The following is a 25928-nucleotide window of genomic DNA, read 5'->3' as shown; positions in this document are numbered from 1 at the left end:
GTGGGGGCTCATGCGGGATGCCTCGATTGTATGGGGCATCGGCGGGCGCGCCGACACAGAATGCTCAGCCGGTGGTTAGGAGACTCCCAGACACCGCCAGTAGTGTGGAATGTCTTTTGTCGGTGCCGCGTATGCGGCCTTTGGAGGTAGTTCGTGCGTTTCGTCTTCGCAATCGTGGCGTTCATCGCTGCGGCAGTGATGATCGGGCTCGGCATCGCCCAGCGCACGGTGTTCCTCGAACCCGACCGGGTGGCCCTGTCAGCCGAGTTCAGCGGCGAGACCGCGTTCATCGTGGTCGAGCCCGAGGCGCTCGCGGCCCAGCCGGGAAAGCAGACGATCAGCACGTCGGGCAGCGACACGGTCTTCGTCTCATACGGTCGCAGCGGCGACGTCGAGGCGTGGCTCGGCGAGACCCCCTATCAGTCAGTGACCTACGACGCCCAGACCGAAGAGCTCTCGACCGAGGTCGTGACCACCGCCCCGGTCGAAGACCCCCTGCCCGAGGTGCCCGCCGAGACCACCCCCGCAACCCCGACGCCCGCACCGACGCCCGAGGCCGAGGCCGCGCCCGACCCCGAGGCGCTTGCCGCAGCCTCACCCGTCGGCTCAGACCTCTGGCTCGACGAGTTCACTGCTGAGCGCACCATCACCACCACGATCGACGTGCCCGACGACATCTCGGTGCTGATCGCCTCCGACGGCCTGAGCCCCGCACCGACGCAGGTCGAACTCGATTGGCCGACTGACGACGCCACGCCGATGGCCGGGCCCCTCCTCGTCGGCGGCGCCCTGGTGTTCCTGGTCGGAATCGGCCTCGTGATCTCGGGGTTCCTGCATCACCGCCGCTCTCGTGGTCCTCGCCGCAACCTGCCGAAGGGTCCCCGCGGCAAGCTGCTGAGCGCGCCGAAGCCACCGCGGCGCCAGTCGACAGGCGGCAGGCGTGCGATCGGTCGCGCGAAGCGCGTCGCGCTCGTGCCGGTGTTCCTGGTGCCGGCGATCGCGCTGAGCGCGTGTTCGGCCGACTACTGGCCGAGCTTCGACCAGGGAGAGGCGCCTGCGACCTCGTCACCTGCGACGCAGCCGGCCTCCGCTGAGCCCACCGAGACCGTCGCCCCCGACGAGCCCACGGTTGAGCCCGCGGTCACCGTGCCGCAGATGGAGCGCATCATGCGCCGCCTCGCCGTCTTCACGAGCGAGGTCGACGAAGCGCGTGACGCTGCTCGCGTCGCCGAGCGATTCGTCGGACCGGCTCTCGACTCCCGAGTAGCCAACTACAAGATCCGAGGCACCCTGCCCGATCACCCGGCGCCGCCCGCGATCCCGGCAGCCCCGCTCACGCTCACCTTGCCGCAGCAGGTCACCGGGTGGCCGCGCACGGTGCTCACGATCGCGAAGAACGCCGACGACCCGACGATCGCCCCGACCGCGCTCGTGCTCGTGCAAGAGACGCCGCGCGAGAACTACCACGTGCTCTATTCGATGGCGCTCGCTCCCGAGGCCGACGTCCCCGAGGTCGCGCCCGCCTCGATCGGCGCCGCTCCGATCTCACCCGAGTTCAAGGGCCTCGTCATGCCGACCGGCCAGGTCGCCGCGGCGTACGCCGATGTGCTGCTGAAGGGCGACGAGTCGGAGTTCGCGACGGCATTCGACCCCGAGGGCGACCTGATTCGCGAGCAACTCGGCGTCGCCGGTCAGAAGGTGATCAATGACGGGCTGCCGGCCACGGCCGACGCGACGTTCTCGAACGTGGTCGACGACAGCCCCACGGTCGCGCTCGCCACGAACGACGCCGGCGCGCTCGTGACCGTCTCGATCAACCAGACCGAGAAGGTCGTGCCGAACGACGGCGGTACGATCGGATTCAAGGAGGGTGCACCGGGTGCCGCGCTCTCGGGCTTCACCGAGAACAGCGCCAAGGGCGTGCAGCGCGAGATCGGCATTCAGTTGCTCTTCTACGTGCCGGGCGTGGGCACCGGCGACGAGAACCAGCAGATCCGGCTGCTCGGCTGGTCCGAGAGCCTCATCGCAGCATCGGAGATCCCATGACGAACGCGATCCCGCCCTCGGGCGCAGCCCTTCGTGGCGCCGTCGACCTGTCGGCGCTCGTCCAGCGTCAGCAGCAGGGCGCCCAGCCCGAGCACGGTGCGCACTCCTCCTCGGTGCCCGGCGACCAGATCGTCTTCGAGACCGATGACGCGGCCTTCGGCCACACGCTCGAGCTTTCACGCACGGTTCCGGTCGTCGTCGCGCTCTGGGCGTCGTGGAGCGAGCCGTCGAAGACGCTGCTCGGCTCGCTCGAGCGCCTGGTGCGCGCCCGCGACGGCCAACTCGTGCTCGCGGCGGCCGATGCCGATCGCAGCCCGCAACTCGTGCAGGCGTTCCAGGCGCAGTCCATTCCGACCGTCGTCGCGCTCGTCGCCGGCCAGCCGGTGCCGCTCTTCGCGGGCGTGCAGCCCGACGACGTGATCGCCCAGCTGTTCGACCAGCTGCTCGAACTCGCCGCGCAGCACGGCGTGACCGGCCGCATCGAAGCCGGCGAGGCCGGCGAGCCGGGTGCCGAGAGCGCGAGCGCCGAGCCGGTCGAGGCTCCGCTGCCCCCGCTGCACCAAGAGGCGTATGACGCCATCGAGCGCGGCGACTACGACGCCGCGGCAGCGGCCTACCGCACCGCGATCGCGCAGGACCCGCGCGACTCCCTCGCGAGCGCCGGGCTCGCGCAGGTGAACCTGCTCGGCCGGCTCAAGGGCAAGACGCTCGACGAGATCCGTTCGGCTGCGGCATCCGCACCCGACGACCTCGGCGCCCAGCTCGACGTGGCCGACCTCGACCTGTCGGGTGGGCACATCGACGACGCGTTCGACCGGCTGCTGAACCTGTTCCCGACGCTCGACGCCGATGGCAAGAGGCTCGTGCGCGAGCGCATCGTCGAGATGTTCGAGGTCGTCGGCGTCGACGACCCGCGGGTCGCGGCGGCGCGCCGCCGACTCGCGAGCCTGCTGTACTGACGCGCGCGGGGTCTCGATACGGCGCTGGCGCGCCTACTCGACCGGCGGGCGGTGACGCGCGCGGGGTCTCGATACGGCGCTGGCGCGCCTACTAGACCGGCGGGCGGCGCTGGCGCGCCTACTCGACCGGCGGGCGGCGCTGGCGCGCCCACTCGACCGGCTCTACTCGAGCGTGAACCACACCGCGCCGAGCGGGGGCAGGGTGAACACGCCCGATGCGGGGCGGCCGGCCCACGGGGCATCCGTCACCTCGACACTGCCCAGGTTGCCGACACCCGAACCGCCGAACTCGAGCGCGTCGGAGTTCAGGAACTCGCGCCAGCGACCCGCGATCGGTAGTCCGACGCGGAACCCGTCGTGCGGGCGGCCGGCGAAGTTCACGATGCACAGCAGCGGCCGGCGGTCGCGGTCGTAGCGCAGGAACGCGATGACGTTCTCGGCTGCCGCGCCGCCCTCGACCCACTCGAACCCGGCCGAGTCGTCGTCGAGCTGCCAGAGCTGCGGCAGCGCGCGATAGGCGCGGTTGAGCGCACCGACGAACTCGGCGAGCTGGCGGTGGGTGGGCTGGTCGAGGATCCACCAGTCGAGGCCTCGCTCTTCACTCCACTCGCTGAGCTGGCCGAACTCCTGCCCCATGAACAACAGTTGCTTGCCGGGGTGCGCCCACATGTACGACAGGTAGGCGCGCACGTTGGCGAGCTGCTGCCAGTGGTCGCCGGGCATCTTGCGGATGAGCGAGCCCTTGCCGTGCACGACCTCGTCGTGGCTGATCGGCAGCACGAAGTGCTCGCTGAACGCATAGAGGAACGAGAACGTGAGGTCGTTGTGGTGGTGCGAGCGGTACATCGGGTCTTTCTGGATGTACTGCAGGGTGTCGTGCATCCAGCCCATGTTCCACTTGTAGCCGAATCCGAGGCCACCCGAGCTCGTCGGCGCGGTGACGCCGGGCCATGACGTCGACTCCTCGGCGATCATGACGATGCCGGGGTTGCGCTTGTAGGCCGTGGCGCTGGCCTCCTGCAGGAAGCCGATGGCCTCGAGGTGCTCGCGCCCACCGTGGATGTTCGGCTCCCACTGCCCGGCTTCGCGTGAATAGTCGAGGTAGAGCATCGACGCGACGGCGTCGACACGCAGCCCGTCGACGTGGAACTCCTCGAGCCAGAACAGCGCGTTCGCCACGAGAAAGTTGCGCACGCGGGGGTTGCCGTAGTCGAACACGTAGGTGCCCCAGTCGAGCTGCTCGCCGCGCCGCGGGTCTGCGTGCTCGTACAGCGGTTCGCCGTCGAAGCGGGCGAGGGCCCAATCGTCTTTCGGGAAGTGCCCGGGCACCCAGTCCATGAGCACGCCGACGCCGGCCTGGTGCAGGCGGTCGATGAGGTACCGAAGGTCGTCGGGGGAGCCGTAACGGCTGGTCGCGGCGAAGTAGCCCGTGACCTGATAGCCCCACGATCCGCCGAACGGATGCTCCGCCAGCGGCATGAACTCGACGTGGGTGTAGCCCAGCCAGTCGAGGTACTCGATGAGCTCGTCGGCGATCTCGCGGTAGCCCTTGCCCGGGCGCCATGAGCCGAGGTGCAGCTCGTAGATCGACATCGGCTGTTCGTGCGGGTTGGTGGCGGCACGCCGCGACATCCACTCGCCGTCGCGCCAGTCGTAGGTGCTCGCACTCACGACCGACGCGGTCGCCGGGGCGATCTCGGCCTGCCGGGCCATGGGGTCGGCCTTCATCACCCACTCGCCAGACGTCGTGAGGATCTCGAACTTGTAGGTGGCGCCCGGCTCGAGGTCGGGCACGAACAGTTCCCACACGCCGGAAGCGCCCATGCTGCGCATCGCGTGGCCTGCGCCGTCCCAGCGGTTGAACTCGCCGACGACGCGCACGGCGCGGGCCCGCGGCGCCCACACGGTGAAGGCGGCGCCATGCACGGCGCCAGCGACGCCCCAATGGTCGCGGTACCGGGCGCCGAGGCTCTTCCAGAGCTCTTCGTGCCGGCCTTCGCCGATGAGGTGCAGGTCGAGCTCGCCGATGGTGGGGGCGAACCGGTAGGGGTCGTCGGCCGACCACTCGGTGTCACCGTTGTAGCGAGCGACGACCCGGTAGTCGGTCGGGCCGAAGGCGCCCGCGCCCGCCCACACTCCGTGCCCGACGTGGTCGAGCGCAAGGGTGGTGCCGTCGGCGAGCACCGCGTCGACCGCGTCGGCGAGGGGGCGTCGCGTGCGGATCACCGTGAACGGCCCGCGCTCGTGGGCCAGGTCGAAGCCGTGCTGGCCGAGCACCGAGTGCGGATCGGAGTGGCGGCCCTCGGCGACCGCGGCGAGCACCTCGTCGGCGATGACGGGTGCGGCGACTACGTCAGGCATGCATGCCCCTTCTCACGTGCAGGATGTGCGCGGGGCGGGTGAAGGCGTCGAGCCGCACGTAGTTCGACGCACCCCATTCCCAGACCGTACCGGTGACGAGGTCTTCGACCTCGAAGCGCTCGCCGGGCGCGAGGCCGATGTCGGCGAGGTCGAGGTGCACAGTGGTCTCGCGCACCGAGTGCGGGTCGACGTTCGCGACGACGATGATCGTGTCGTCGACGCCGTCAGCCGTGAAGCGGCCCTCGAGGTGCTTCGAGTACACGAGCACCGAGTCGTCTTCGCTCGTGTGGAAGCGGATGTTGCGAAGTTGCCCGAGCGCGGGGTGATCGGCGCGAATGCGGTTGAGAATGCCGAGGTAGAGCGCGAGCGAGTGGCCCTCGGCCTCGGCGGTGGCGAAGTCGCGCGGCTTGTACTCGTACTTCTCGTTGTCGATCGCCTCTTCGGCGCCGGGCCGCGCGACCGACTCGAACAGCTCGAATCCCGAGTACACACCCCAGAGGGGCGCCGCGGTCGCGGCGATCGTCGCGCGCACGGTGAATGCCGCGGGCCCGCCGAACTGCAGGTACTCGGTGAGGATGTCGGGGGTGTTCACGAACAGGTTCGGCCGCATGAAGTCGGCGGTATCCTGCGACACCGACGTCAGGAACTCCTCGAGCTCGGCCTTCGTGTTGCGCCACGTGAAGTACGAGTACGACTGCTGGAATCCGACCATCGCGAGCGCCTGCATCATGGCAGGACGGGTGAACGCCTCGGCGAGGAACACCACGCCCGGGTCATCCGCCCTGATCGTCGCGATCAGCCGCTCCCAGAACCAGAGCGGCTTCGTGTGCGGATTGTCGACGCGAAAGACGCGCACGCCCTGCTTCATCCAGTGCCGTACGACGCGCACGACCTCGGCGAAGATGCTCTCGGGGTCGTCGTCGAAGTTCACCGGATAGATGTCTTGATACTTCTTGGGCGGGTTCTCAGCGTAGCGGATGGTGCCGTCGGGCAGCTGCGTGAACCAGTCGGGATGCTCGGTCACCCACGGGTGGTCGGGGGAGGCCTGCAGCGCGAGGTCGAGAGCGACCTCGATGCCGAGTGCGGCGGCCCGGCGCACGAACGCGCGGAAGTCGGCGAGCGTGCCGAGATCGGGGTGCACGGCGTCGTGGCCGCCGGGCCGGCCGTCGGCGAGCGGCCCGCCGATGGCCCACGGCGAGCCCGGGTCGTTCGGGCCGGGAGTCAGCGTGTTGTTCGGGCCCTTGCGGTTGGTGACGCCGATCGGGTGGATCGGCGGCAGGTAGACGACGTCGAAGCCCATCGCGGCGACCTCGTCGAGGCGCTTGGCTGCGGTGCGAAAGGTGCCCGACTTCCACCGTCCGTCTTTGCGCTGCTTCGCACCCTCGGAGCGGGGGAAGAACTCGTACCACGAGCCGACGCCGGCGCGGCGGCGCTCGACAAGGATCGTGTGCTCGGGGGAGTCGGTCGTGAGGCGCGCGAGCGGGTGGCCGACGAACTCGTCGAGCAGCGGGTGGTCGACGAGGGCGCGGCGTTCGGGGGCGGATGTCGCGGGGTCGCGCAGTGCCGTCGCCAAGGCCGTCAGCTTCGTGCGCGTCGCGCGGGCGCGTGTCTTCTCGGCGACGGCGCGATCGATGAGCCGTGCACCGATCTCGTACATGAGCTCGACGTCGACGCCCGCGTCGATCTTGAGTGCGGCATCGTGACGCCAGGTGGCGATCTCGTCGTCGAATCCCGTCACGTGCCAGCGCCACTCGCCGACCTCGTCGAGCAGCATCTTCGCCTGCCACCGGTCGGTGCCCGGCGCCATCGGCGCCATGCGCTCACGTCGTTCGACGCCCGACGGGCTCGTGATCACGAGCATCGCGCCCACCTGGTCGTGACCCTCGCGGAACACGGTCGCGCGGAACGGCACCACCTCGCCCTCGAAGGCCTTGGGGTGCCAGCGGTCATCGGGCAGAGCTGGGGTGAGCCGCGTCACGGGGATGCGGCCGGCGAGCACAGGGGCGGTCGTCACGGTTCGACCGTAGCGCGTCTGCTGCGGGTTGAGCCTGTCGAATCCGCTGCACCGTTCGAAACGATGCGGATTTGCGGCTCGAGGCGATGAGGGGCCGGATTCATGTCAGGGCAGCGCGGAATCATCCGATGGGCGTCGCCTCGATCTCGATCTGCCCGGGAGTAGGGGGAGGGTTCTCATCTCCAGCAGGGTGCCCAAGTGCCCAAGTGCCCAAGTGCCCAAGTGCCCAAGTGCCCAAGTGCCCAAGTGCCCAAGTGGTCGCTATGGCCGACGGCACGAGTCTTAGTGTGGAGGCGAGCGGGACGGGATTTGGGCTGTATCCGGAGCTTCCGCTCCTCGACTCGAAGACCGGCGAGGTCATGGCCCAAGCGGGAGCGCGATCATCCAGCAGACGATGCGTTCGCCGTCCTGGTTCGCCCTGAACCCTGACGTTCACGTGTTCGACACGCACCGCCCATAAGGTGGAGCGCGTGAAGCCGATCCGCAAGTTCACCGTACGTGCCGTCGTCCCCGGTGCCCTGAGCGCCCTCGAAGAGCTCGCCGGCAACCTGCGCTGGTCGTGGCACGAGCCGACGCGTCGCCTGTTCGAGCACATCGATCCCATGCTGTGGCGCACCTGCGAGCGCGACCCGGTGGCGTTCCTCGGCGAGGTCGACCCGGCGCGGCTCGACGAGCTCGCAGCCGACGGCGGTTACGTCGAGTGGGCCGAGCGCGAACGGGCGGGACTGCGCGAATACCTGACCGAGCCGCGCTGGTTCCAGTCGCTCGGCGCCCAGGTGCCCGCTACGATCGCGTACTTCTCGCCCGAGTTCGGCATCACCGAGGCGCTGCCGCAGTATTCGGGCGGCCTCGGCATCCTCGCGGGCGACCACCTGAAAGCGGCATCCGATCTGGGTGTTCCCCTCATCGGCGTCGGCCTCTTCTACAGGGCCGGCTATTTCTCGCAGTCGATCTCGCCCGATGGCTGGCAGCAGGAGCGCTATCCCGTGCTCGACCCCGACGGTCTGCCGCTGTCAGTGCTGCGCAACCCCGACGGATCGCCGGTGCAGATCACGCTCGCCCTGCCCGATGACGCGAGCCTGCACGCCCGCGTCTGGAAGGCCTCGGTCGGGCGCATCACTCTGCTGATGCTCGACACCGACATCCCCACGAACACCGACGCGCTGCGCACGGTGACCGACCGTCTGTACGGCGGCGGCGGCGAGCACCGGCTGCTGCAAGAGCTGCTGCTCGGCATCGGCGGCGCCCGCGCCGTGCGCGCGTACACCGCGCTCAGCGGCACGCCCGCGCCCGACGTGTTCCACATGAACGAGGGGCATGCCGGGTTCCTCGGTCTCGAGCGCATCGCGACCTACATCGGCGAGGGCCTCACGTTCGCCGAGGCATTGCAGCTCGTGCGGGCGGGCACCGTGTTCACGACGCACACACCCGTGCCCGCGGGAATCGACCGATTCGATCGCGGTCTCGTCGAGCGGTACCTCACGAGTTCACTGCTTCCCGGCGTCGAGCCCGCCGACGCGCTCGCCCTCGGCGTCGAGCCCGGGGCCGATCCCGCGACGAGCGCGTTCAACATGGCCGTCATGGGCCTGCGTCTCGCGCGGCACGCGAACGGCGTCTCGAAGCTGCACGGCCAGGTCAGCCGGCGCATGTTCGGCGACCTGTGGCCCGGCTTCGACGCCGACGACGTGCCGGTCACGTCGATCACGAACGGGGTGCACGCACCCACCTGGACCGACCCGGCCTTGCTCGGTGTCGCCGAATCGACGCTCGGCACGGGGGACACCGAGCACGCCGACTGGCGCAGCGCTGCGCTCAGCGACGGCGAGTTCTGGAACGTCAAGCGCCGCATGCGCCTGCAACTCGTCGAGGACGCGCGTAGCCGCCTCGCCGCGGCGTGGACCGAGCAGCACTCGGGGTCCGCGGCTCCCAAGTGGATCTCGAAGGTGCTCGACCCCGACACCCTCACCGTGGGCTTCGCCCGCCGCGTGCCGACGTACAAGCGGCTCACGCTCATGCTGCAGGATCCCGAGCGACTCAAGGCGATCCTCACCGACCCCGAGCGGCCCGTGCAGTTCGTGATCGCCGGCAAGTCGCATCCGGCCGATGACGAGGGAAAGCGGCTCATCCAGCAGCTCGTGCAGTTCGCCCAGCAGCCCGAGCTGCGCGATCGCATCGTGTTCCTTCCCGACTACGACATCGGCATGGCGCAGGTGCTCTATCCCGGCTGCGATGTGTGGCTCAACAACCCGCTGCGCCCGCTCGAGGCGTGCGGCACGTCGGGCATGAAGGCCGCGATGAACGGCGCGCTCAACTTGTCGATCCTCGACGGCTGGTGGGCCGAGTTCGCCGGTGACGACTACGGCTGGGTGATTCCGTCGGCCGATGCCGCGGGCGACGCCCGTGAGCGCGACGCGCTCGAGGCCGCCGCGCTCTACGAGCTGCTCGAGCACCACGTCGCCCCGCGGTACTACGAGCGCGACGGCGACGGCGTGCCGGTCGAGTGGGTGCGGCGCGTGCGCAACACCCTCGCGACGCTCGCACCCGAGCTCGGTGCTGATCGCATGGTGCGCCAGTACGTCGAGGAGCTCTACCGGCCCGCAGCCGAGCATGCGGCCGCGATGATCGCCGACGGTGCGCGCAACGCCCGTGCGCTCGCCGCCTGGACTGCACGCGTGCGCACGTCGTGGCCCAACGTGCAGGTCGCACACGTCGAATCGGGTGGCGTCGACAGCCCGCACGTCGGCGACCAACTGCAGCTGCGCGCCTATGTCGAACTCGACGGGCTCTCGGCCGACGACGTGACGGTCGAGGTCGTCTACGGTCGCAGCCGCGCCGACGACACCCTCGATGCGGTGCGTCGCGCGCCGCTGCAGCCGGTTCAGGTGACGGATGCCCCGGCCGAGGCCGCCCCGTCGGGCCCGCGCCTCTACACGGGCACCGTCACGCTCGATCGCGCGGGTGCGTTCGGCTACACGGTGCGGGCCGTGCCGCGTCATCCGCTGCTCTTGTCGGCCGCCGAACTCGGGCTCGTCGCGGTCGCGGGCTGACCCGGCTCGCCCTCTGGCCCGTTCCGTCCCGAAAACAGGCACCGGCAGGTGGAACCCGCATGTGGTGCCTGTTTTCGGTGCCGCCGCGGCGTGTCTTCCTGTTTTCGGAACGCGGGTCAGCGAGCGGAGGAGGGACTGCGAGGTCAGCGGGGCCGGGCGATCGGGGCGTAGCGGCCCGCGGTGGCGGCGATGAGGTCGTCGGGGGAGAGCTCGAGGTCGAGGCCCCGCCGACCACCCGACACGAGGATCGTCTCGCAGAGAATGGCCGACTCGTCGAGCACCGTCGGCAGCGCGGACTTCTGCCCGATCGGGCTGATGCCGCCGACGACGTATCCGGTCTTGCGCTCCGCGACGGCGGGGTCGGCCATCTCGGCGCGCTTGCCGCCGACCGCGGCCGCGAGCGCCTTGAGGTCGAGCTTCTCGGCGACCGGGATGATGCCGACGACGAGCCGACCGTCGATGTCGGCGAGCAGGGTCTTGAAGACGCGCTCCGGTTCGACGCCGAGCTTCTCGGCGGCCTCGAGCCCGTAGGCCGCGGCGCGCGGGTCGTGGTCGTACGAGCGCGCCGTGAATGCGATGCCGGCCCTCGTGAGGGCGAGGGTTGCGGGGGTCGCCGCCGACGCCGCGGACGCGGCATCCGATCGCTTGCTCATGCCGGCGTTCCGGCGACGCGGAACAGCCGCATCGATGGTCCCTGGATCGTGACCTGCTCGCCGGGCGCGTGATCGCCGCCGAGCCCGTAGCCGGGCGACTCCTCGGCCGAATCCCACAGCAGCGTGTACCCGGTGACGCCCTCGTGCGACGGGAGGACGACCTCGGCCGCCGACTCGCTCGCGTGCACGACGAGCAGGATGCGGTTGTACCCCTCGAACTCGGGCGTCGACGCCGCCAGGAACTGGAGCGTCTGCTCACCGGGCTCGTTCCAGTCGTCGATGGTCATCGTGCCGCCCTCGGCGTTGAACCAGTCCATCTGCGACGCGTTCTTGGTGGGCTCGCCGAGCCGCCCGAAGTGCACGGGCCGCAGCGCCGGGTTCTCGGTGCGCAACCGGATGAGGTGCCGGGTCGTTGCGAGCAGGTCGGGGCCGAAGCGCGGCCGCTGATCGGCGTCCCACGCCAGCCAGGTCAGCGACGAGTCATGGCAGTACGCGTTGTTGTTGCCGCGCTGGCTGCGGCCGAACTCGTCGCCGGCGGTCAGCATCGGCACGCCGGCCGACAGCAGCAGGGTGCCGAGCAGGTTGCGGATGCTGCGCCGCCGCGCCGCACGGATCATCGGGTCGGCCGCCTCGCCTTCGACGCCATGGTTGTAGGAGTTGTTGTTGTCGGTGCCGTCGCGGTTCTGCTCGCCGTTGCCGTGATTGTGCTTCATGTCGAAGGCGGTGAGGTCGGCGAGAGTGAAGCCGTCGTGCGCGGTGATGAAGTTGAGGCTCGCGAGCGGCCCCCGTTCGAGTGCGAACGTGTTCGATGAGCCCGCGAGGCGGGTCGCGAACCGGCCGATGCCGCTGACGTTCGGGTCGTTCGCACGCTCGCGGCGCAGGTCGCCCAGCCAGAAGTCGCGCATGCGGTCGCGGTAGCGGTCGTTCCACTCGCTGAAGCCGGCGGGAAAGTTGCCGGTCTGCCAGCCGCCGGGGCCGACGTCCCACGGCTCGGCGATGAGCTTCGAAGCACTGATCACGGGGTCGGCGAGCATCGCCTGCAGCAGCGGGTGCTCGGGAGTGAACTGCTCGTGGTCGTCGCGGCCGAGGGTGGCGGCGAGATCGAGGCGGAACCCGTCGACCTGCAGTTCTTCGGCGAAGTACCGCATCGAGTCGAGCACGAGCCGCTGGGCGGGCTCGCGCCCGAAGTCGAGCGAGTTGCCGCATCCGGTGGTGTCGACGTAGCGCCCGTGCGCGTCATGGCGGTAGTAGGCCGCGTTGTCGATGCCGCGGAACGAGTAGGTCGGGCCCTGCCGGCCCTCTTCGGCGGTGTGGTTGTAGACGACGTCGAGGATGACCTCGAGCCCCGCCTCGTGCAGTCGCCTCACCATGCCGGCGAACTCACGCCGCACGGCCGAGGCGCCCTCGGCCTGCGCCGCGGCCGAGGCGTACGGCGCGTGGGCTGCGAAGAACGCGAGCGTGTTGTAGCCCCAGTAGTTGAGCTTGCCCTGCCGCACGAGCCGCTCTTCCGAGACGAAGGCGTGCACGGGCAGCAGCTCGACCGTCGTGACGCCGAGCCCCGTGAGGTACTCGAGCGAGGCGTCGTGCGCGAGGCCCGCATACGTGCCGCGCAGTGGCTCGGGAATCGCGGTGTTGAGCTTCGAGAAGCCGCGCAGGTGCGCCTCGTAGATGACCGAGTGGTCGAGCGGCGTGCGCGGCTTGCCGACGCCGCCCCAGTCGAAGCCCGACTCGGTGAGCGACGCGAGCGCGACGCCGCGCCACGAGCCGTCGTCGGCCCGTGCCAGACCCTTGGCATAGGGGTCGAGCAGCGAGTGCACGGGGTTGAACGCGTGGTCGAATCCGGCCGGCCCGTCGACCCGGAGCCCGTAGTGCGCACCCGTCGTGAGTGACGCCGAAGCCCCGCTCCACACGCCGTGCTCGTCACGCGTCAGCGGGGTGCGTTCGGTAGCCCAGTCGAGGTCGTCTGCGTCGAAGACCACGAGATCGACGGATGTCGCATGCTCGGACCAGACCCGGATCTCGCCGCCGTCGGCCCCGGCGCGAACACCGAGGTCACGCAGGGGATCGGGCGCAGACATGCGTTCTACAGTAGGACACATGGTCTACCTCGACCACGCCGCCACGACCCCGATGCTGCCCGAAGCCATCGAGGCGCTCACTGCTGCCCTTTCGGTCGTCGGCAATCCCTCATCGATCCACAGCGCGGGCCAGCAGGCCAAGCGCCTGCTCGAGGAGTCGCGCGAGCAGATCGCGGCGACCCTCGGCGCCGACGGCATCGAGGTGATCCTCACCGGCAACGGCACCGAGGCCGTCAACCTCGCGATCAAGGGCATCTGGTGGCAGCGGCAGACGCCCTCGCGCCGACGCATCCTCCTGCCGGCGGGTGAGCACCATGCCACCCTCGACACCGTCGAGTGGCTCGCGCAGCACGAGGGTGCCGTCGTCGACGAGATCGCGGTCGACGAGGTCGGGCGCGTGCGGCTCGACGCCCTCGAGTCGGCGCTCGGCGATGGGTCGTCCGTCGCCCTCGTCACCATGCTGTGGGCCAACAACGAGGTCGGCACCATCCAACCGGTCGAGCAGGTCGCCCGGCTCGCCGCGCGAGCCGGCGTGCCGCTGCACGTCGACGCGATCTCGGCCTACGGGCAGCTGCAGATCGATTTCCACCGCCTGCGACGAATGACGGATGCCCCGCGCGGCGCCGGTCTCGTAGCCCTCAGCGCCTCGGCGCACAAGATCGGCGGGCCCGCCGGCATCGGTGCGCTCGTGCTCGACCGCTCGGCGGCCGTCGAGCCGCTGATCCACGGCGGCGGGCAGCAGCGCAAGGTGCGCTCGGGCACGCAAGACGTCGCGGCGGCGGCCTCGTTCGCCGCGGCGGCACGTGTGGTCGCCGCGCGTCTCGACGACGACGCGCCCCGCATGGCCGCACTGCGCGACCGCCTCATCGCGGGTGCGCTCGCGGCGGTGCCGTCAGCGCGATTGTCGGGCGACCCGACGCCGGCGGGTCGGCTGCCCGGCAATGTGCACTTCTCGTTCCCCGGGTGCGAAGGCGACTCGCTGCTGTTCCTGCTCGACGCGGCCGGTGTCGCCGTGTCGACCGGCTCGGCCTGCCAGGCCGGGGTGCCCGAGCCCTCGCACGTGCTCATGGCCATGGGCCGCACCGAGGCCGACGCCCGCGGCGCCCTGCGCATCACGATCGGGCACACATCGACCGACGCCGACATCGACGCGTTCCTCGCCGCGCTGCCCGCCGCGCACGCGCAGGCCGCCCGTGCCGGGCTCGCCGCCCGCGCCACCTCGTTCGACCGCTGACCCCGGCCCCGGGGCATCCGCTCGTCGGGCTGGCTCGTTCCCCTGTTGCGTCGTCACCGCGATCGGGGGATCGAGTGGGCAGAGATCGTCCTTCGTGGTGCGGAGAACCGCGATCTCTGCCCACTCGATGCCGCTCGCGGGGTGTTGGAACGTGCTGCGCCTTCCCGGGCATCCGCTCAGGGTGCGCTGTCTACACTGGAACACGTGAAGGTTCTCGCAGCGATGAGCGGCGGCGTCGACAGCGCCGTTGCGGCTGCGCGCGCCGTCGAGGCCGGCCACGAGGTGGTCGGGGTGCATCTCGCGCTCAGCCGCAACGCCGGCACCCTGCGCACGGGCAGCCGCGGCTGCTGCACCATCGAAGACTCGATGGACGCGCAGCGGGCTGCGAACGTGCTCGGCATTCCCTACTACGTGTGGGACTTCTCAGAGCGGTTCAAGGCCGACGTCGTCGACGACTTCATCGCCGAGTACTCGGCCGGCCGCACCCCGAACCCCTGCATGCGCTGCAACGAGCGCATCAAGTTCGCCGCCCTGCTCGAGAAGGCGCTCGCGCTCGGGTTCGACGCCGTCGCCACCGGGCACTACGCGAAAATCGTCGAAGACGCCGACGGCCACCGCGAACTGCACCGGGCGAGCGCCGAAGCCAAAGACCAGAGCTACGTGCTGGGGGTGCTCACGGCCGAGCAGCTCGCGCACGCCTACTTTCCGCTCGGAGACACCCCGTCGAAGGCGCTCGTACGCGAAGAGGCCGCGCGCCGAGGGCTGAGCGTGGCGCAGAAGCCCGACTCCTACGACATCTGCTTCATTCCCGACGGCGACACCAAGGGATGGCTCGCCGAGAAGGTCGGCACCGCGAACGGTGACATCGTCGACCGCACCGGCGCCGTCGTCGGGTCGCACGAGGGTGCGCACGCCTACACCGTCGGCCAGCGGCGCGGCATGCGCCTCGGCACACCGGCCGCCGACGGCAAGCCGCGATTCGTGCTCGAGGTGCGGCCCAAAGAGAACACCGTCGTCGTCGGCCCCAAAGAGGCGCTGGCGGTCGGGCTCATCGCCGGGTCGCGCTTCTCGTGGGCCGGACTGCCGCCCGCCGACCCGACGTCGGCGTTCGACTGCGACGTGCAGATCCGCGCGCACGCCGACCCGGTTCCCGCAGTCGCGGTGCTCGACGGCGACGAGCTCGTCGTCACCCCGGGTCATCCGCTCGACGGCGTCGCGCCGGGGCAGACCGCTGTCATCTACGTCGGCACCCGCGTGCTCGGCCAGTTCACGATCGACCGCACGGTGAGTGCCGTTCCTGTCGAGGCCTGACCGATCGATCGCGTGGCGCGGCCTCGCCTCGGTGACCGGCTTCGCGTAGATTCGCCACGGCGCTACCCGAGCGCTGAATGATGATGAGGAGACTCCGTGTCCTACCCACGTGACTCTATCGATCCGAACCGATACACCGCCGACCCGAACGAAGATCCGGATACGCCGTTCCGCAACCTCGACACGGCCCCGACGACGCTCCCGGTGGCGACCACCGAGCGGCTGCCCGACTCGTGGAACGACGTCGTCGATGCCGACCTGCTCACCGCCGACGAGGTCGTCGAGCGCCAGCGGCAGCGATTCGGCGGCGTGAAGATCGGCTCTGCATTCTTCGGGTGGCTGATCGCCGTGGGCGTCGTCATGATCGTCACCGGGGTGATCGCTATCGTGGCCGTCGCGCTCGGCTTCGACGTGACGCAGAGCCCGCGGGCAATGGCGAGCGACATCCCACTCGATGCCGACACGGTGACCTGGACCGGTGTCGGTGCACTGATGCTGCTCTTGTTCGCAGCGTTCTACTGCGGCGGCTACGTCGCCGGGCGAATGGCCCGATTCAACGGCATCGTGCAGGGCCTCGCCGTCTGGGGGTGGGCGCTCGTCGTCGCGATCGCGGCTGCGATCATGAGCGTGCTCCTCGGGATGCAGAACGACGTCCTCGGCTACGCCGACGCTTTCCCGCGACTCCCGGTCGCCGACGGCGTGATGACGATCGCGCTCATCACCGCCGCCGTGCTCGTCGCCGTCGCGACCCTGGGCGGCGCCATGCTCGGCGGTGTCATCGGGGTTCGATACCACCGCCGCGTCGATCGGTTCGGGCTCGAGGGGTAGCGGCGCCACCGGCCACGACGACCGGTCGGCTCACGGCGGGTGACGGGGGTGCCTCCTAGGATTGCGGTGTGAGCGACATCCCCACCGATTTCGAAGCTGCACGGGCTGAAGCCGACCTGCTCGCCGAACGCATCGAGCGTCATCGGCTCGCGTACTACGCCGACGGCGATTCGCCGGTCTCCGACGCCGAGTACGACGCCGACTTCCACCGGCTCGAGGCACTCGAGCGCGCGTTCCCCGAACTCGCGGGTCAAGACAGTCCGACGCAGCAGGTCGGCGCCGCGATCGTCTCGGCCGGGTTCCCCGAGCACGAACACGCCGAGCGCATGCTGAGCCTCGACAACGTCTTCTCCATCGACGAGTTCCGCGACTGGGCGACGAAAACCGCCGCTGCGGCCGGTCGCCATGTGCGCTGGCTCTCCGAACTGAAGATCGACGGGCTGGCGATCAGCCTCGCCTATCGCAGCGGCGTGCTCGAGACCGCGACCACCCGCGGCGACGGCCGTATCGGCGAGAACATCACCGAGAACGTCGACCTGATCCCGGCGATCCCACGGCGACTCGAGGGCGAGGGCTACCCCTCATTCTTCGAGGTGCGCGGTGAGGTGTTCCTGAGCACGGCAGATTTCCAGGCGTTGAACGAGCGTCAGCACGAGCTGCAGGCGGCGTACCAGGCCGAGCAACTTGCGAAGGGTCGCGCCATCGACGAGATCCCCACGAAGTACCCCGAGTTCGCGAACGCGCGCAACACGGCCGCGGGCAGCCTGCGGCAGCGTCGTGAGAAGAAGAACGAGCTCGAGCTCTCGCTCATGCGCGAACGGCTCGGGCGTCTTGCCCTGTACCTGCACGGCATCGGCGCCTGGCAGCACCCGGCAGTGCAGGCGCAGTCAGAGATCTACGAGCTGCTCGCCGGCTGGGGTCTGCCGGTCTCGCCGCACTCGCGCGTGTTCGAAACCGTAGACGAGGTCGCCGAGTACATCGCCGATCGCGGTGAGCATCGGCACGACGTCGAGCACGAACTCGACGGTATCGTCGTCAAGGTCGACGAGCTCGCCCTGCACGACGAGCTCGGCGCCACGAGTCGTGCGCCGCGCTGGGCGATCGCCTTCAAGTACCCGCCCGAAGAGGTGCACACGAAGCTGCTCGACATCGTGGTCGGCGTGGGCCGCACGGGTCGGGCGACACCTTACGCGGTGATGGAGCCCGTGAAGGTCGCCGGCTCCACCGTGCGTCAGGCGACGCTGCACAACCAGCAGGTTGTCAAGGCGAAGGGCGTGCTCATCGGCGACACCGTGGTGTTGCGCAAGGCCGGCGAGGTCATCCCCGAGATCCTCGGCGCGGTCGAGCAGTCGCGCGACGGCACAGAGCGCGAGTGGCAGATGCCCGAGTTCTGTCCTGAGTGCGGCACTCCGCTGCGGGCGATGAAAGCGGGCGACATCGACCTGCGCTGCCCCAACGCGAGGTCGTGCCCGGCGCAGGTGCGCGGGCGGGTCGAGCACATCGGCTCCCGCGGCGGTCTCGACATCGAGGCGCTCGGCGAGGTGACTGCTGCTGCGCTCACCCAGCCCGAGATCCCCGAGGTGCCTCCGCTCGTGACCGAGGCCGGCTTGTTCGAGCTCACCATCGACGATCTGCTGCCGATCGAGGTCGTCGTGCGCGATACCGAGACCGGCCTGCCGAAGCTCGACGACGAGGGTGCTGCTCGGGTGCGGGCACCGTTCCGCCGTTCGCCGAGCGCCGCCGAGCGCAGGGCGGGTGTCGAGGGGCCCCAGCCGTCGGCGAGCGCCGTGAAGCTCATCGACGAACTCGGCAAGGCGAAGACGAAGCCGCTCGCGCGGCTGCTCGTCGCACTCAACATCCGGCACGTCGGCCCGGTCGCCGCGCGAGCGCTCGCCGACTGGTTCGGGTCGCTCGACGCGATCCGCGCGGCCACGCGCGAGCAGCTTGCCGAGGTCGAAGGGGTCGGCGGCATCATCGCGGACTCGCTCATCGAATGGTTCGCCGTCGACTGGCATCTCGAGATCATCGAGCGGTGGACGGCTGCGGGCGTGCAATGGGCGACTCCGGGTCATCCGGGTCCTGGCGCCGCCGGCGAAGCCGGGGGACTGCTCGTCGGTTTCACGGTGGTGGCGACCGGCAGCCTCGACGGCTTCACCCGCGAGGGGGCGCAAGAGGCGATCATCGCCGCCGGTGGCAAGTCGGCGTCGAGCGTCTCGAAGAAGACCGACTTCGTGGCGGCGGGTCCCGGTGCGGGCTCGAAGCTCGCCAAGGCCGAAGAGCTCGGCATCCGGGTGCTCGACGCAGCGCAGTTCGCGGTGCTCGTCACCGAGGGGCCGTCGGCACTCGACGAATAGGCCCCAGTGTTGGCGCATGCCTCGGCACGAGGCATCCGACCGCGCTTCGCGCCCCGATAGAATCGGTTGATCCCCACCACGAGACGACGGAGCAGCATGTCCGAAATCAGTGCGGAGCAGGTCGCACACCTCGCGAACCTCGCACGCATCGCGCTCACCGACGAAGAGATCGGGCACTTGACGACCGAGCTCGGCCAGATCATGCACGCGGTCGAGAAGGTGAGCGAGGTCGCCACGCCCGACGTGCCGCCCACCAGTCACCCGATCCCCATGCAGAACGTGTACCGCGACGACGTGGTCGGCGCCAGCGTGTTGAGCGTCGACGAGGCGCTCGCGGGCGCCCCCGAGCGCGACGGCGACCGGTTCGTGGTTTCGGCGATCCTGGGAGAAGAGCAGTGAGCGACGAACTGATCCGGCTGTCCGCCGCCGAGCTCGGCATCAGGCTCGCAGCGGGCGAGGTCTCGTCGGTCGAGGCGACCCGCGCGCACCTCGACCGCATTTCGGCCGTCGACGGCGCCGTGCACGCGTTCCTGCACGTCGCCGGCGAGCACGCGCTCGAGACCGCCGCCGCGGTCGACGCCAAGCGCGCCGCAGGCGAGCCGCTCGGCCCGCTCGCGGGTGTGCCGATCGCGATCAAAGACGTGCTCGTCACCAAGGGCATCCCGTCGACCTCGGGCTCGCGCATCCTCGAGGGCTGGATCCCGCCCTACGACGCGACCCCGGTCACGAAGGTGCGCGAAGCCGGCCTCGTGCCCCTCGGCAAGACCAACATGGACGAGTTCGCCATGGGTTCGTCGACCGAGCACTCCGCCTACGGCCCCACGCACAACCCGTGGGACCTCGAGCGCATCCCCGGCGGCTCGGGCGGCGGCTCCGCCGCGTCCGTCGCCGCGTTCGAGGCGCCCCTCGCGCTCGGCAGCGACACCGGCGGCTCCATCCGCCAGCCGGCGCACGTCACCGGCACCGTCGGCGTCAAGCCCACCTATGGTGCAGTGAGTCGGTACGGCTCGATCGCCCTCGCCTCGTCGCTCGACCAGGTCGGCCCGGTCACCCGCACCGTGCTCGACGCGGCACTGCTGCACGACGTCATCGCAGGGCACGACCCGCACGACTCGACGTCCATTCCCGAGACGTGGCCGTCGATGGCCGAGGCCGTCAGGCGAGCCGATGTCTCAGGCCTGCGCATCGGCGTCATCAAAGAGCTCGACGGCGAGGGTTTCCAGGCCGGCGTGCGACAGCGGTTCCACGAGTCGCTCGACCTGCTCGCCAAGCACGGTGCCGAGATCGTCGAGGTCTCGGCCCCGCACTTCGAGTACTCGATCGCGGCGTACTACCTGATCCTGCCGGCCGAGGCATCGTCGAACCTCGCGAAGTTCGACTCGGTGCGCTTCGGCCTGAGGGTGACACCCGACGGCGGCGGCACGGTTGAGCAGGTCATGGCGGCAACGCGCGAGGCGGGCTTCGGACCCGAGGTCAAGCGACGCATCATCCTCGGCACCTACGCACTGTCGGCCGGCTACTACGACGCCTACTACGGCAGCGCCCAGAAGGTGCGCACGCTCGTGCAGCGCGACTTCGACGCGGCCTTCGAGAAGGTCGACGTGCTCGCCTCGCCGACGGCGCCCACGACGGCGTTCAAGTTCGGCGAGAAGCTCGCCGACCCGCTGTCGATGTACCTCAACGACATCGCGACGATCCCCGCGAACCTCGCCGGCGTTCCCGGTATCTCGGTGCCGTCGGGCCTCGCGCCCGAAGACGGCCTGCCCGTGGGCATCCAGTTCCTCGCGCCGGCGCGCGAAGACGCACGGCTCTACAACGTCGGCGGCGCGCTCGAGCAGCTGCTCGAGGCCGAATGGGGCGGGCCGTTGCTCGCCGACGCGCCCGATCTCTCCACCCACGAGCTCACCGCGACCGAGGAAGGCGCACTCTGATGGCCCGCGCTGAACTGATGGACTTCGACAAGGCCCTCGAGCTCTTCGAGCCGGTCATCGGCCTCGAGGTGCACGTCGAGCTGAACACCACGACCAAGATGTTCTCGCCGGCACCAAACCCGGCCAACTCGGCCTACCACGGCGCCGAGCCGAACACGCTGGTGTCACCGGTGTGCCTCGGCCTGCCCGGATCGCTGCCGGTGGTCAACGGTGAGGCGGTGCGTTCGTCGATCTCGCTCGGCCTCGCGCTCGGCTGCTCGATCGCCGCGTCGAGCAGGTTCGCTCGCAAGAACTACTTCTACCCCGATCTCGCGAAGAACTACCAGATCTCGCAGTACGACGAGCCGATCGCCTTCGAGGGTCAGGTCGAGGTCGAGATCGCGAACGGCCGGGTGTTCCAGGTTCCGATCGAGCGCGCGCACATGGAAGAAGACGCGGGCAAGCTCACGCACGTCGGCGGTTCGACGGGCCGCATCCAGGGCGCCGAGTACTCGCTCGTCGACTACAACCGCGCCGGGGTGCCGCTCGTCGAGATCGTCACGAAGCCGATCCTCGGCGCCGAGGCCGATGCACCCGAGCTCGCGAAGGCCTACGTCTCGACCATCCGTGACATCGCGCTCTCGCTCGGCATCTCAGAGGCCCGCATGGAGCGCGGCAACCTGCGCTGCGACGCCAACGTGTCGCTGCGTCCGCGGGGCGCCGAGAAGCTCGGCATCCGCACCGAGACGAAGAACGTCAACTCCTTCCGTTCGATCGAGCGGGCCGTGCGCTACGAGATCCAGCGGCAGGCCCACATTCTCGCCAAGGGCGGCTCGATCACGCAAGAGACGCGGCACTGGCACGAAGACACCGGCACCACGAGCCCCGGCCGGCCGAAGTCCGACGCCGACGACTACCGCTACTTCCCCGAGCCCGACCTGCTGCCGGTCGTGCCGTCGGCCGAGCTGATCGACGAGCTGCGCGCGGCCCTTCCCGAACCTCCGGCCGCGCATCGGCGCCGGCTGAAGGCCGAGTGGGGCTTCACCGATCTCGAATTCCAGGATGTCGCGAACTCGGGCCTGCTCGTCGAGCTCGACGAGTCCGTGAAGGCCGGAGCCACGCCCACCGCGGCGCGCAAGTGGTGGACGGGCGAGATCGCGCGCCTCGCGAACGCCGCCGGTCAGGATGCGTCGAGCCTCGTGACTCCGACGCACGTCGCCGAGCTCGCGAAGCTCGTCGACGCCGGCACGCTCACCGACCGGCTCGCCCGGCAGGTGCTCGAGGGCGTCGTCGCGGGCGAGGGGTCGCCGCAGCAGATCGTCGACGCACGAGGTCTCGCAGTGGTCTCCGACGACGCCGCACTCATCGCCGCCATCGACCAGGCGCTCGCGTCGCAGCCCGATGTGCTCGCGAAGATCCGCGACGGCAAGGTGCAGGCAGCCGGCGCGGTCATCGGCGCGGTCATGAAGGCGATGCACGGCAAGGCCGACGCGGCGCGCGTGCGCGAACTGGTGCTCGAACGCGCCCAAGGCTGACGAAGGCGGGCTTTCGGTCGCCGTCGGTGCCTCCGTCGCACCGGAGGACCGGAGTCGGCTACGGCGTCACAGGGCTCGGGTCGCCCGCACGCCTGCCCGCAGGCAGCGGACCGAGAAGCAGCGCGGCCGCCGTGAGAACGAGCGCGCTCGCGACCGCAACGGTGAAGTCGAGTCCGAAGACGATCACAGCGAACGACGGGATCACCATGCACCCGGCCGCGAGCCCCGTCGACCAATCCGACGCGCGGTAGCCGCGCGCGGATGACGGGCGTTCGAGCCGCCCGAGCAGGAGCGAGATCCCCGCGAGCACGCCGGCCATGACAACGAAGATCACGGGCCTGGTCAGCCACCACTCGGTGGAACCAGCTGTCGGGGTCGGCAGGGGAGTGAGCAGAAGCAGGCCGATGACCAGCACGAGCACGGGCACGTGCCACAGGTAGATCGTCATCAGGCGGGAGCCGACGATCGCCACGGCCACTCGCACAGGTCGCATGGCCCCGACACGTTCCAGCACGGGATGCGCAAGCACTAGGAGGCAGGTCTGCCCGACCGCGAGCGCGACGAGTGCGAAGTTCGGCGGATTGAGGTTGTCCAGCATGTTCCCGGAGTACCCGACTCCGACGAGACCGGCGAGCAACAGGTATGCGCCCAGACCGATCGCCACGATCGTGGCGCTGGATCTGGCGCCGAACCATCCGTCTGCGATCCAGAAGCCGAGCTGTTGCGCGAACAACCAGACGAACGTCATGTTCAGGAGGCCGAGCGGCTCGATGCCGGTGGCGACTCGAAGGACGTCGAAGATCACCGCTCCCGCTGCCAGGGTCGCGAGCGTCCGCCAGCGAGCCTGCGCGTGGAGGATCGCGAGCCCTGGGAGGTATGCCTGCGCGAAGGCGTAGGCCGCCAGGAACCAGAGCGGCGAAGAGACGCCGAGGGCGATGAGCCGGATCACGGCGGGATCGATACCCGCAAGGTGCATCGCCAGCACGCCGAGCGCAAGCGCGGCGAACAGGGCGATCGACGGGCGAGCGAGTCTGAGGATACGGGACCGGATGAAGTCCGCCGCCGTTCTGCCTGAGGCCTCCATGCGCCGCCACGCAACGATCCCGGCGAAACCACCCACCACGAAGAAGAGCGGCATGATCAGCGCGATCCACGTGACCGGGCCGATCCAGTTCGTCTCGAGTAGCGTTTTCTCGACGACGAGTCCGCGCCCTGGAATGACAGTCGCGCCGATCATCAGCATGTGGCCGACGACCACCACCGCGACGCAGAGCACACGGACCAGATCCATGACGGGGTCACGTGCGGTTGCACCGAGCATGGCGGCGGCGGAATACGATGCGCTCGACTCGCTCACGACCCCTCCGACAGGCTCAAGCTGGCCTACTGCAAGTCTGGCACGATCACCGAAGGGCGACGCCGAGAGAATGCTGCAACGCGACGCGGAGCGCCGCGACGCGGTACGCGTGGCCGTTCACAGCGGGCTCAATGCCGGCTGCCATAGATTGGTCGTCCCCTGAACGATTGACGAGGACATCATGGGCTTCTTGGATCGACTCTTCGGCGGCGGCGACTCGCGCGACCAGCGCACCGCACCGCCGGTTCCCCAGGCTCGACGGCTGAGCGACGACGAACTCGCCGTCGAGCGCTACCGGTACCTGCTGCGCACGGCACCGCCCGAGTCGATCGAGGCGGTGCACACCGAGGCGTTCGCGAAACTCACTCCCGAGCAGCGTCAGGCCGTGTACCGCTCGCTCGCCGACCAGATGCCCGCAGGGGAGCGACTCGTCTCCGACGAGCCCAGCGCGCTCGCGCGTGCCGCGACGCGGGCGGAGCTCCGCTCGCCGGGCAGCATGGAGCGCGCCTTCAACGGCGCGAATGCTCAGGGTGGCGGCCGCACGCAGGGTGGGCCGTCGATGGGGCAGATGATCGGCAGCTCGATGCTCGGCACCATCGCCGGTGTCGTGATCGGCTCGGCGATCGCGCAGGCGTTCCTGCCCGATCCTGCCGCGTTCGAAGCCGGTGGCGACACGAGCGGCGATGCCGGGTCGGGTGATGCCGGTTCGGCCGATGCCGGTGCTGCCGACGCCTCGGGTGCCGATGGCGGCGGCGACTTCGGCGGGTTCGGCGACTTCGGCGGCGGCGGCGACTTCGGTGGCGGCGGCGACTTCGGGTTCTGATCACCCGTGCCCGTGGTGCCGGTGACGGTGGCAGCGGCTAGGGTTCGAGCATGAGCAAGCAGGACGGCTCGTCGCGCCAGGTCACCACCGGCCCGGTCGACGATTCGGCGACCCCGATCCTGCACGTCGACATGGACGCCTTCTTCGTCTCGGTCGAGTTGCTGAAGCGCCCCGACCTGCGCGGCAAGCCGGTGCTCGTCGGCGGCACCGCCGGGCGCGGGGTCGTCGCAGCGGCGAGCTATGAGGCCCGCAAGTACGGGGTGAACTCAGCGATGCCGATGTCGATCGCGTTGCAGCGTTGCCCGAACGCCGTGGTGCTGCGCGGCGACTACGCCAGCTACTCGACCTACTCGAAGCGTGTGATGGAGATCTTCCAAGAGATCACCCCGCTCGTCGAACCGCTCTCGATCGATGAGGCCTTCCTCGACGTGTCGGGGGCGCGTCGCCTGCACGGCAGCCCCGCCGAAATCGCATGGACGATCCGCAGGCGCGTCCTCGACGAGACCGGGCTGACGTGTTCCATCGGCGTGGCGGCGACCAAATACGTCGCCAAGGTCGCTTCGAGTCGGGCGAAACCCGACGGCATGCTCGTCGTGCCGGCTGCCGACACGATCACGTTCCTGCACCCACTGCCTGTCTCGGCGCTCTGGGGGGTCGGCAGTGTCACCGAAGAGTCGCTTGCCAGGTTCGGGCTGCGCACGGTGGGCGACGTCGCGGCGATGCCGGCATCTGCCCTCGAACGCGCGGTCGGGCCCGCTCTCGCGGCGAAGCTGGGCAGTCTTGCGAACGGCATCGACCCGCGGCACGTGCACACGACGCGCACCGAGAAGAGCATCGGCCACGAGAACACCTTCGGGCACGACCTCGTCGACCCCGTCGAGATCCGACGTGAACTGCTGAGGCTCTCGAACAACGTGGCCGTGCGCCTGCGAAAGGCGGGCCTCGTCGCCCGCACGGTGACCCTCAAGCTGCGCTACGGCGATTTCCGCACGGTCACCCGGTCGCGTACGCTCTCGGAACCCACCGATGTCGCACGGCGCATCTACGACGAGGCCTCCGACGCGCTCGGCGAACTCATCGGCGACGGCGAGCGGGTTCGGCTCATCGGCGTGCGTGCCGAGCACCTGCGGGTTTCGACGACCGGGGCTATGCTCTGGGATCCCGATGAAGACTGGCGCGACGCCGAGCGCACCATCGACGAGGTGACCGCCAAGTTCGGCCGGGGTGCGGTCACGCCGGCGGCGCTCGTCGGTCGGGTCGGCGATCGCCGCGCCGGCCGGCCGCGTTCGGGCGCCCCCGGCGGCAACGGCACCGCCGCCGCCGCCGACCACGACGGTACCGCCGCCGACGACGAAGACACCGCCGCAGCCGCGCGCGGCTGGGGGTGGTAACCCGCGACCTCGCCGGGTAGCGTTGCG

General features: G+C 69.9%; 17 protein-coding genes. 12 read left to right on the top strand and 5 right to left on the bottom strand.

Annotated elements, in window-relative coordinates; genetic code table 11:
• Positions 1-153: 153 nt before the first annotated feature.
• Positions 154-2046: a DUF8094 domain-containing protein gene (locus ABD164_RS11845; protein WP_344296376.1), complete on the top strand. Its 1893-nt coding sequence runs from the start codon at positions 154-156 to the stop codon at positions 2044-2046.
• Positions 2043-3005, top strand: a complete 963-nt coding sequence (locus tag ABD164_RS11840; RefSeq protein ID WP_344296374.1) for a tetratricopeptide repeat protein — start codon at positions 2043-2045, stop codon at positions 3003-3005. Before ABD164_RS11845 ends, ABD164_RS11840 begins: the two co-directional genes overlap by 4 nt.
• Positions 3006-3167: 162 nt before the next feature.
• On the opposite strand, the gene glgB is transcribed toward ABD164_RS11840, so the two are convergent.
• Both glgB and ABD164_RS11830 read right to left on the bottom strand, forming a co-directional pair.
• The gene (gene glgB, locus ABD164_RS11835; protein WP_344296373.1) at positions 3168-5366 is read right to left on the bottom strand and encodes a 1,4-alpha-glucan branching protein GlgB; all 2199 of its coding nucleotides are present in this window, start codon (positions 5364-5366) and stop codon (positions 3168-3170) included.
• Positions 5359-7380 (bottom strand): alpha-1,4-glucan--maltose-1-phosphate maltosyltransferase, encoded by a 2022-nt coding sequence (locus ABD164_RS11830; RefSeq protein WP_344296372.1) that lies wholly within the window; start codon positions 7378-7380, stop codon positions 5359-5361. The genes glgB and ABD164_RS11830 overlap by 8 nt, the downstream gene beginning before the upstream one ends.
• 470 nt (positions 7381-7850) lie before the next feature.
• Here ABD164_RS11830 and glgP point away from each other — a divergent pair, with 470 nt between their 5' ends.
• The gene (gene glgP, locus ABD164_RS11825; RefSeq protein WP_344296370.1) at positions 7851-10427 is read left to right on the top strand and encodes an alpha-glucan family phosphorylase; all 2577 of its coding nucleotides are present in this window, start codon (positions 7851-7853) and stop codon (positions 10425-10427) included.
• Between the two features lie 143 nt (positions 10428-10570).
• Here the strand turns inward: glgP and ybaK are convergent, their stop codons facing one another.
• Together ybaK and glgX are read right to left on the bottom strand one after the other, a co-directional pair.
• Positions 10571-11080 (bottom strand): Cys-tRNA(Pro) deacylase, encoded by a 510-nt coding sequence (gene ybaK, locus ABD164_RS11820; RefSeq protein ID WP_344296368.1) that lies wholly within the window; start codon positions 11078-11080, stop codon positions 10571-10573.
• Complete coding sequence (gene glgX, locus ABD164_RS11815) at positions 11077-13158, bottom strand: glycogen debranching protein GlgX (protein ID WP_344296366.1); 2082 nt, start codon at positions 13156-13158, stop codon at positions 11077-11079. Before glgX ends, ybaK begins: the two co-directional genes overlap by 4 nt.
• A 19-nt stretch (positions 13159-13177) precedes the next feature.
• Here glgX and ABD164_RS11810 point away from each other — a divergent pair, with 19 nt between their 5' ends.
• From ABD164_RS11810 to gatB, 7 genes are all read left to right on the top strand, one after another.
• On the top strand, positions 13178-14392 hold the full coding sequence (locus tag ABD164_RS11810) for a cysteine desulfurase family protein (protein WP_344296364.1): 1215 nt from the start codon (positions 13178-13180) through the stop codon (positions 14390-14392).
• Between the two features lie 204 nt (positions 14393-14596).
• Positions 14597-15703, top strand: coding sequence for a tRNA 2-thiouridine(34) synthase MnmA (mnmA, locus tag ABD164_RS11805; protein ID WP_344296363.1), 1107 nt, complete (start codon positions 14597-14599; stop codon positions 15701-15703).
• A 96-nt stretch (positions 15704-15799) separates the two neighbouring features.
• A complete protein-coding gene (locus ABD164_RS11800; RefSeq protein WP_344296361.1) occupies positions 15800-16531 on the top strand; it encodes a hypothetical protein in 732 nt (243 codons plus the stop codon).
• A gap of 68 nt (positions 16532-16599) precedes the next feature.
• Positions 16600-18885: an NAD-dependent DNA ligase LigA gene (ligA, locus tag ABD164_RS11795; protein ID WP_344296360.1), complete on the top strand. Its 2286-nt coding sequence runs from the start codon at positions 16600-16602 to the stop codon at positions 18883-18885.
• 96 nt (positions 18886-18981) lie between these two features.
• Positions 18982-19284, top strand: coding sequence for an Asp-tRNA(Asn)/Glu-tRNA(Gln) amidotransferase subunit GatC (gene gatC / locus ABD164_RS11790; RefSeq protein WP_344296359.1), 303 nt, complete (start codon positions 18982-18984; stop codon positions 19282-19284).
• Positions 19281-20816: an Asp-tRNA(Asn)/Glu-tRNA(Gln) amidotransferase subunit GatA gene (gene gatA / locus ABD164_RS11785; RefSeq protein ID WP_344296357.1), complete on the top strand. Its 1536-nt coding sequence runs from the start codon at positions 19281-19283 to the stop codon at positions 20814-20816. The genes gatC and gatA overlap by 4 nt, the downstream gene beginning before the upstream one ends.
• Positions 20816-22330, top strand: a complete 1515-nt coding sequence (gene gatB, locus ABD164_RS11780) for an Asp-tRNA(Asn)/Glu-tRNA(Gln) amidotransferase subunit GatB (protein ID WP_344296355.1) — start codon at positions 20816-20818, stop codon at positions 22328-22330. The genes gatA and gatB overlap by 1 nt, the downstream gene beginning before the upstream one ends.
• A 58-nt stretch (positions 22331-22388) precedes the next feature.
• Here the strand turns inward: gatB and ABD164_RS11775 are convergent, their stop codons facing one another.
• Entirely contained in the window at positions 22389-23687 is a 1299-nt protein-coding gene (locus ABD164_RS11775) for an acyltransferase family protein (protein ID WP_344296353.1), read from the bottom strand.
• A gap of 181 nt (positions 23688-23868) precedes the next feature.
• Between ABD164_RS11775 and ABD164_RS11770 the strand changes: the two genes are divergently transcribed.
• The gene (locus ABD164_RS11770) at positions 23869-24510 is read left to right on the top strand and encodes a hypothetical protein (protein ID WP_344296352.1); all 642 of its coding nucleotides are present in this window, start codon (positions 23869-23871) and stop codon (positions 24508-24510) included.
• A gap of 50 nt (positions 24511-24560) precedes the next feature.
• Positions 24561-25901 carry a DNA polymerase IV gene (locus ABD164_RS11765; RefSeq protein WP_344296350.1) on the top strand — a complete coding sequence of 447 codons (1341 nt, stop codon included), beginning with the start codon at positions 24561-24563 and terminating at the stop codon, positions 25899-25901.
• Positions 25902-25928: the final 27 nt, after the last annotated feature.

The sequence above is a fragment of the Agromyces neolithicus genome, assembly GCF_039529735.1.
Classification (GTDB): Bacteria; Actinomycetota; Actinomycetes; order Actinomycetales; family Microbacteriaceae; genus Agromyces; species Agromyces neolithicus.
The sequence above is the reverse complement of the archived record's forward strand: the minus strand, read 5'-3'. Positions and strand labels throughout refer to the sequence as shown.

Bases quoted from the DNA above. Each gene is read 5' to 3' on its own strand.
- gatC (WP_344296359.1), top strand. From the start codon at position 18,982: ATGTCCGAAATCAGTGCGGAGCAGGTCGCACACCTCGCGAACCTCGCA.
- ABD164_RS11810 (WP_344296364.1), top strand. From the start codon at position 13,178: ATGGTCTACCTCGACCACGCCGCCACGACCCCGATGCTGCCCGAAGCC.
- glgX (WP_344296366.1), bottom strand. From the start codon at position 13,158: ATGTCTGCGCCCGATCCCCTGCGTGACCTCGGTGTTCGCGCCGGGGCC.
- ABD164_RS11770 (WP_344296352.1), top strand. From the start codon at position 23,869: ATGGGCTTCTTGGATCGACTCTTCGGCGGCGGCGACTCGCGCGACCAG.
- glgB (WP_344296373.1), bottom strand. From the start codon at position 5,366: ATGCCTGACGTAGTCGCCGCACCCGTCATCGCCGACGAGGTGCTCGCC.
- ybaK (WP_344296368.1), bottom strand. From the start codon at position 11,080: ATGAGCAAGCGATCGGATGCCGCGTCCGCGGCGTCGGCGGCGACCCCC.
- ABD164_RS11765 (WP_344296350.1), top strand. From the start codon at position 24,561: ATGAGCAAGCAGGACGGCTCGTCGCGCCAGGTCACCACCGGCCCGGTC.
- ABD164_RS11840 (WP_344296374.1), top strand. From the start codon at position 2,043: ATGACGAACGCGATCCCGCCCTCGGGCGCAGCCCTTCGTGGCGCCGTC.
- gatB (WP_344296355.1), top strand. From the start codon at position 20,816: ATGGCCCGCGCTGAACTGATGGACTTCGACAAGGCCCTCGAGCTCTTC.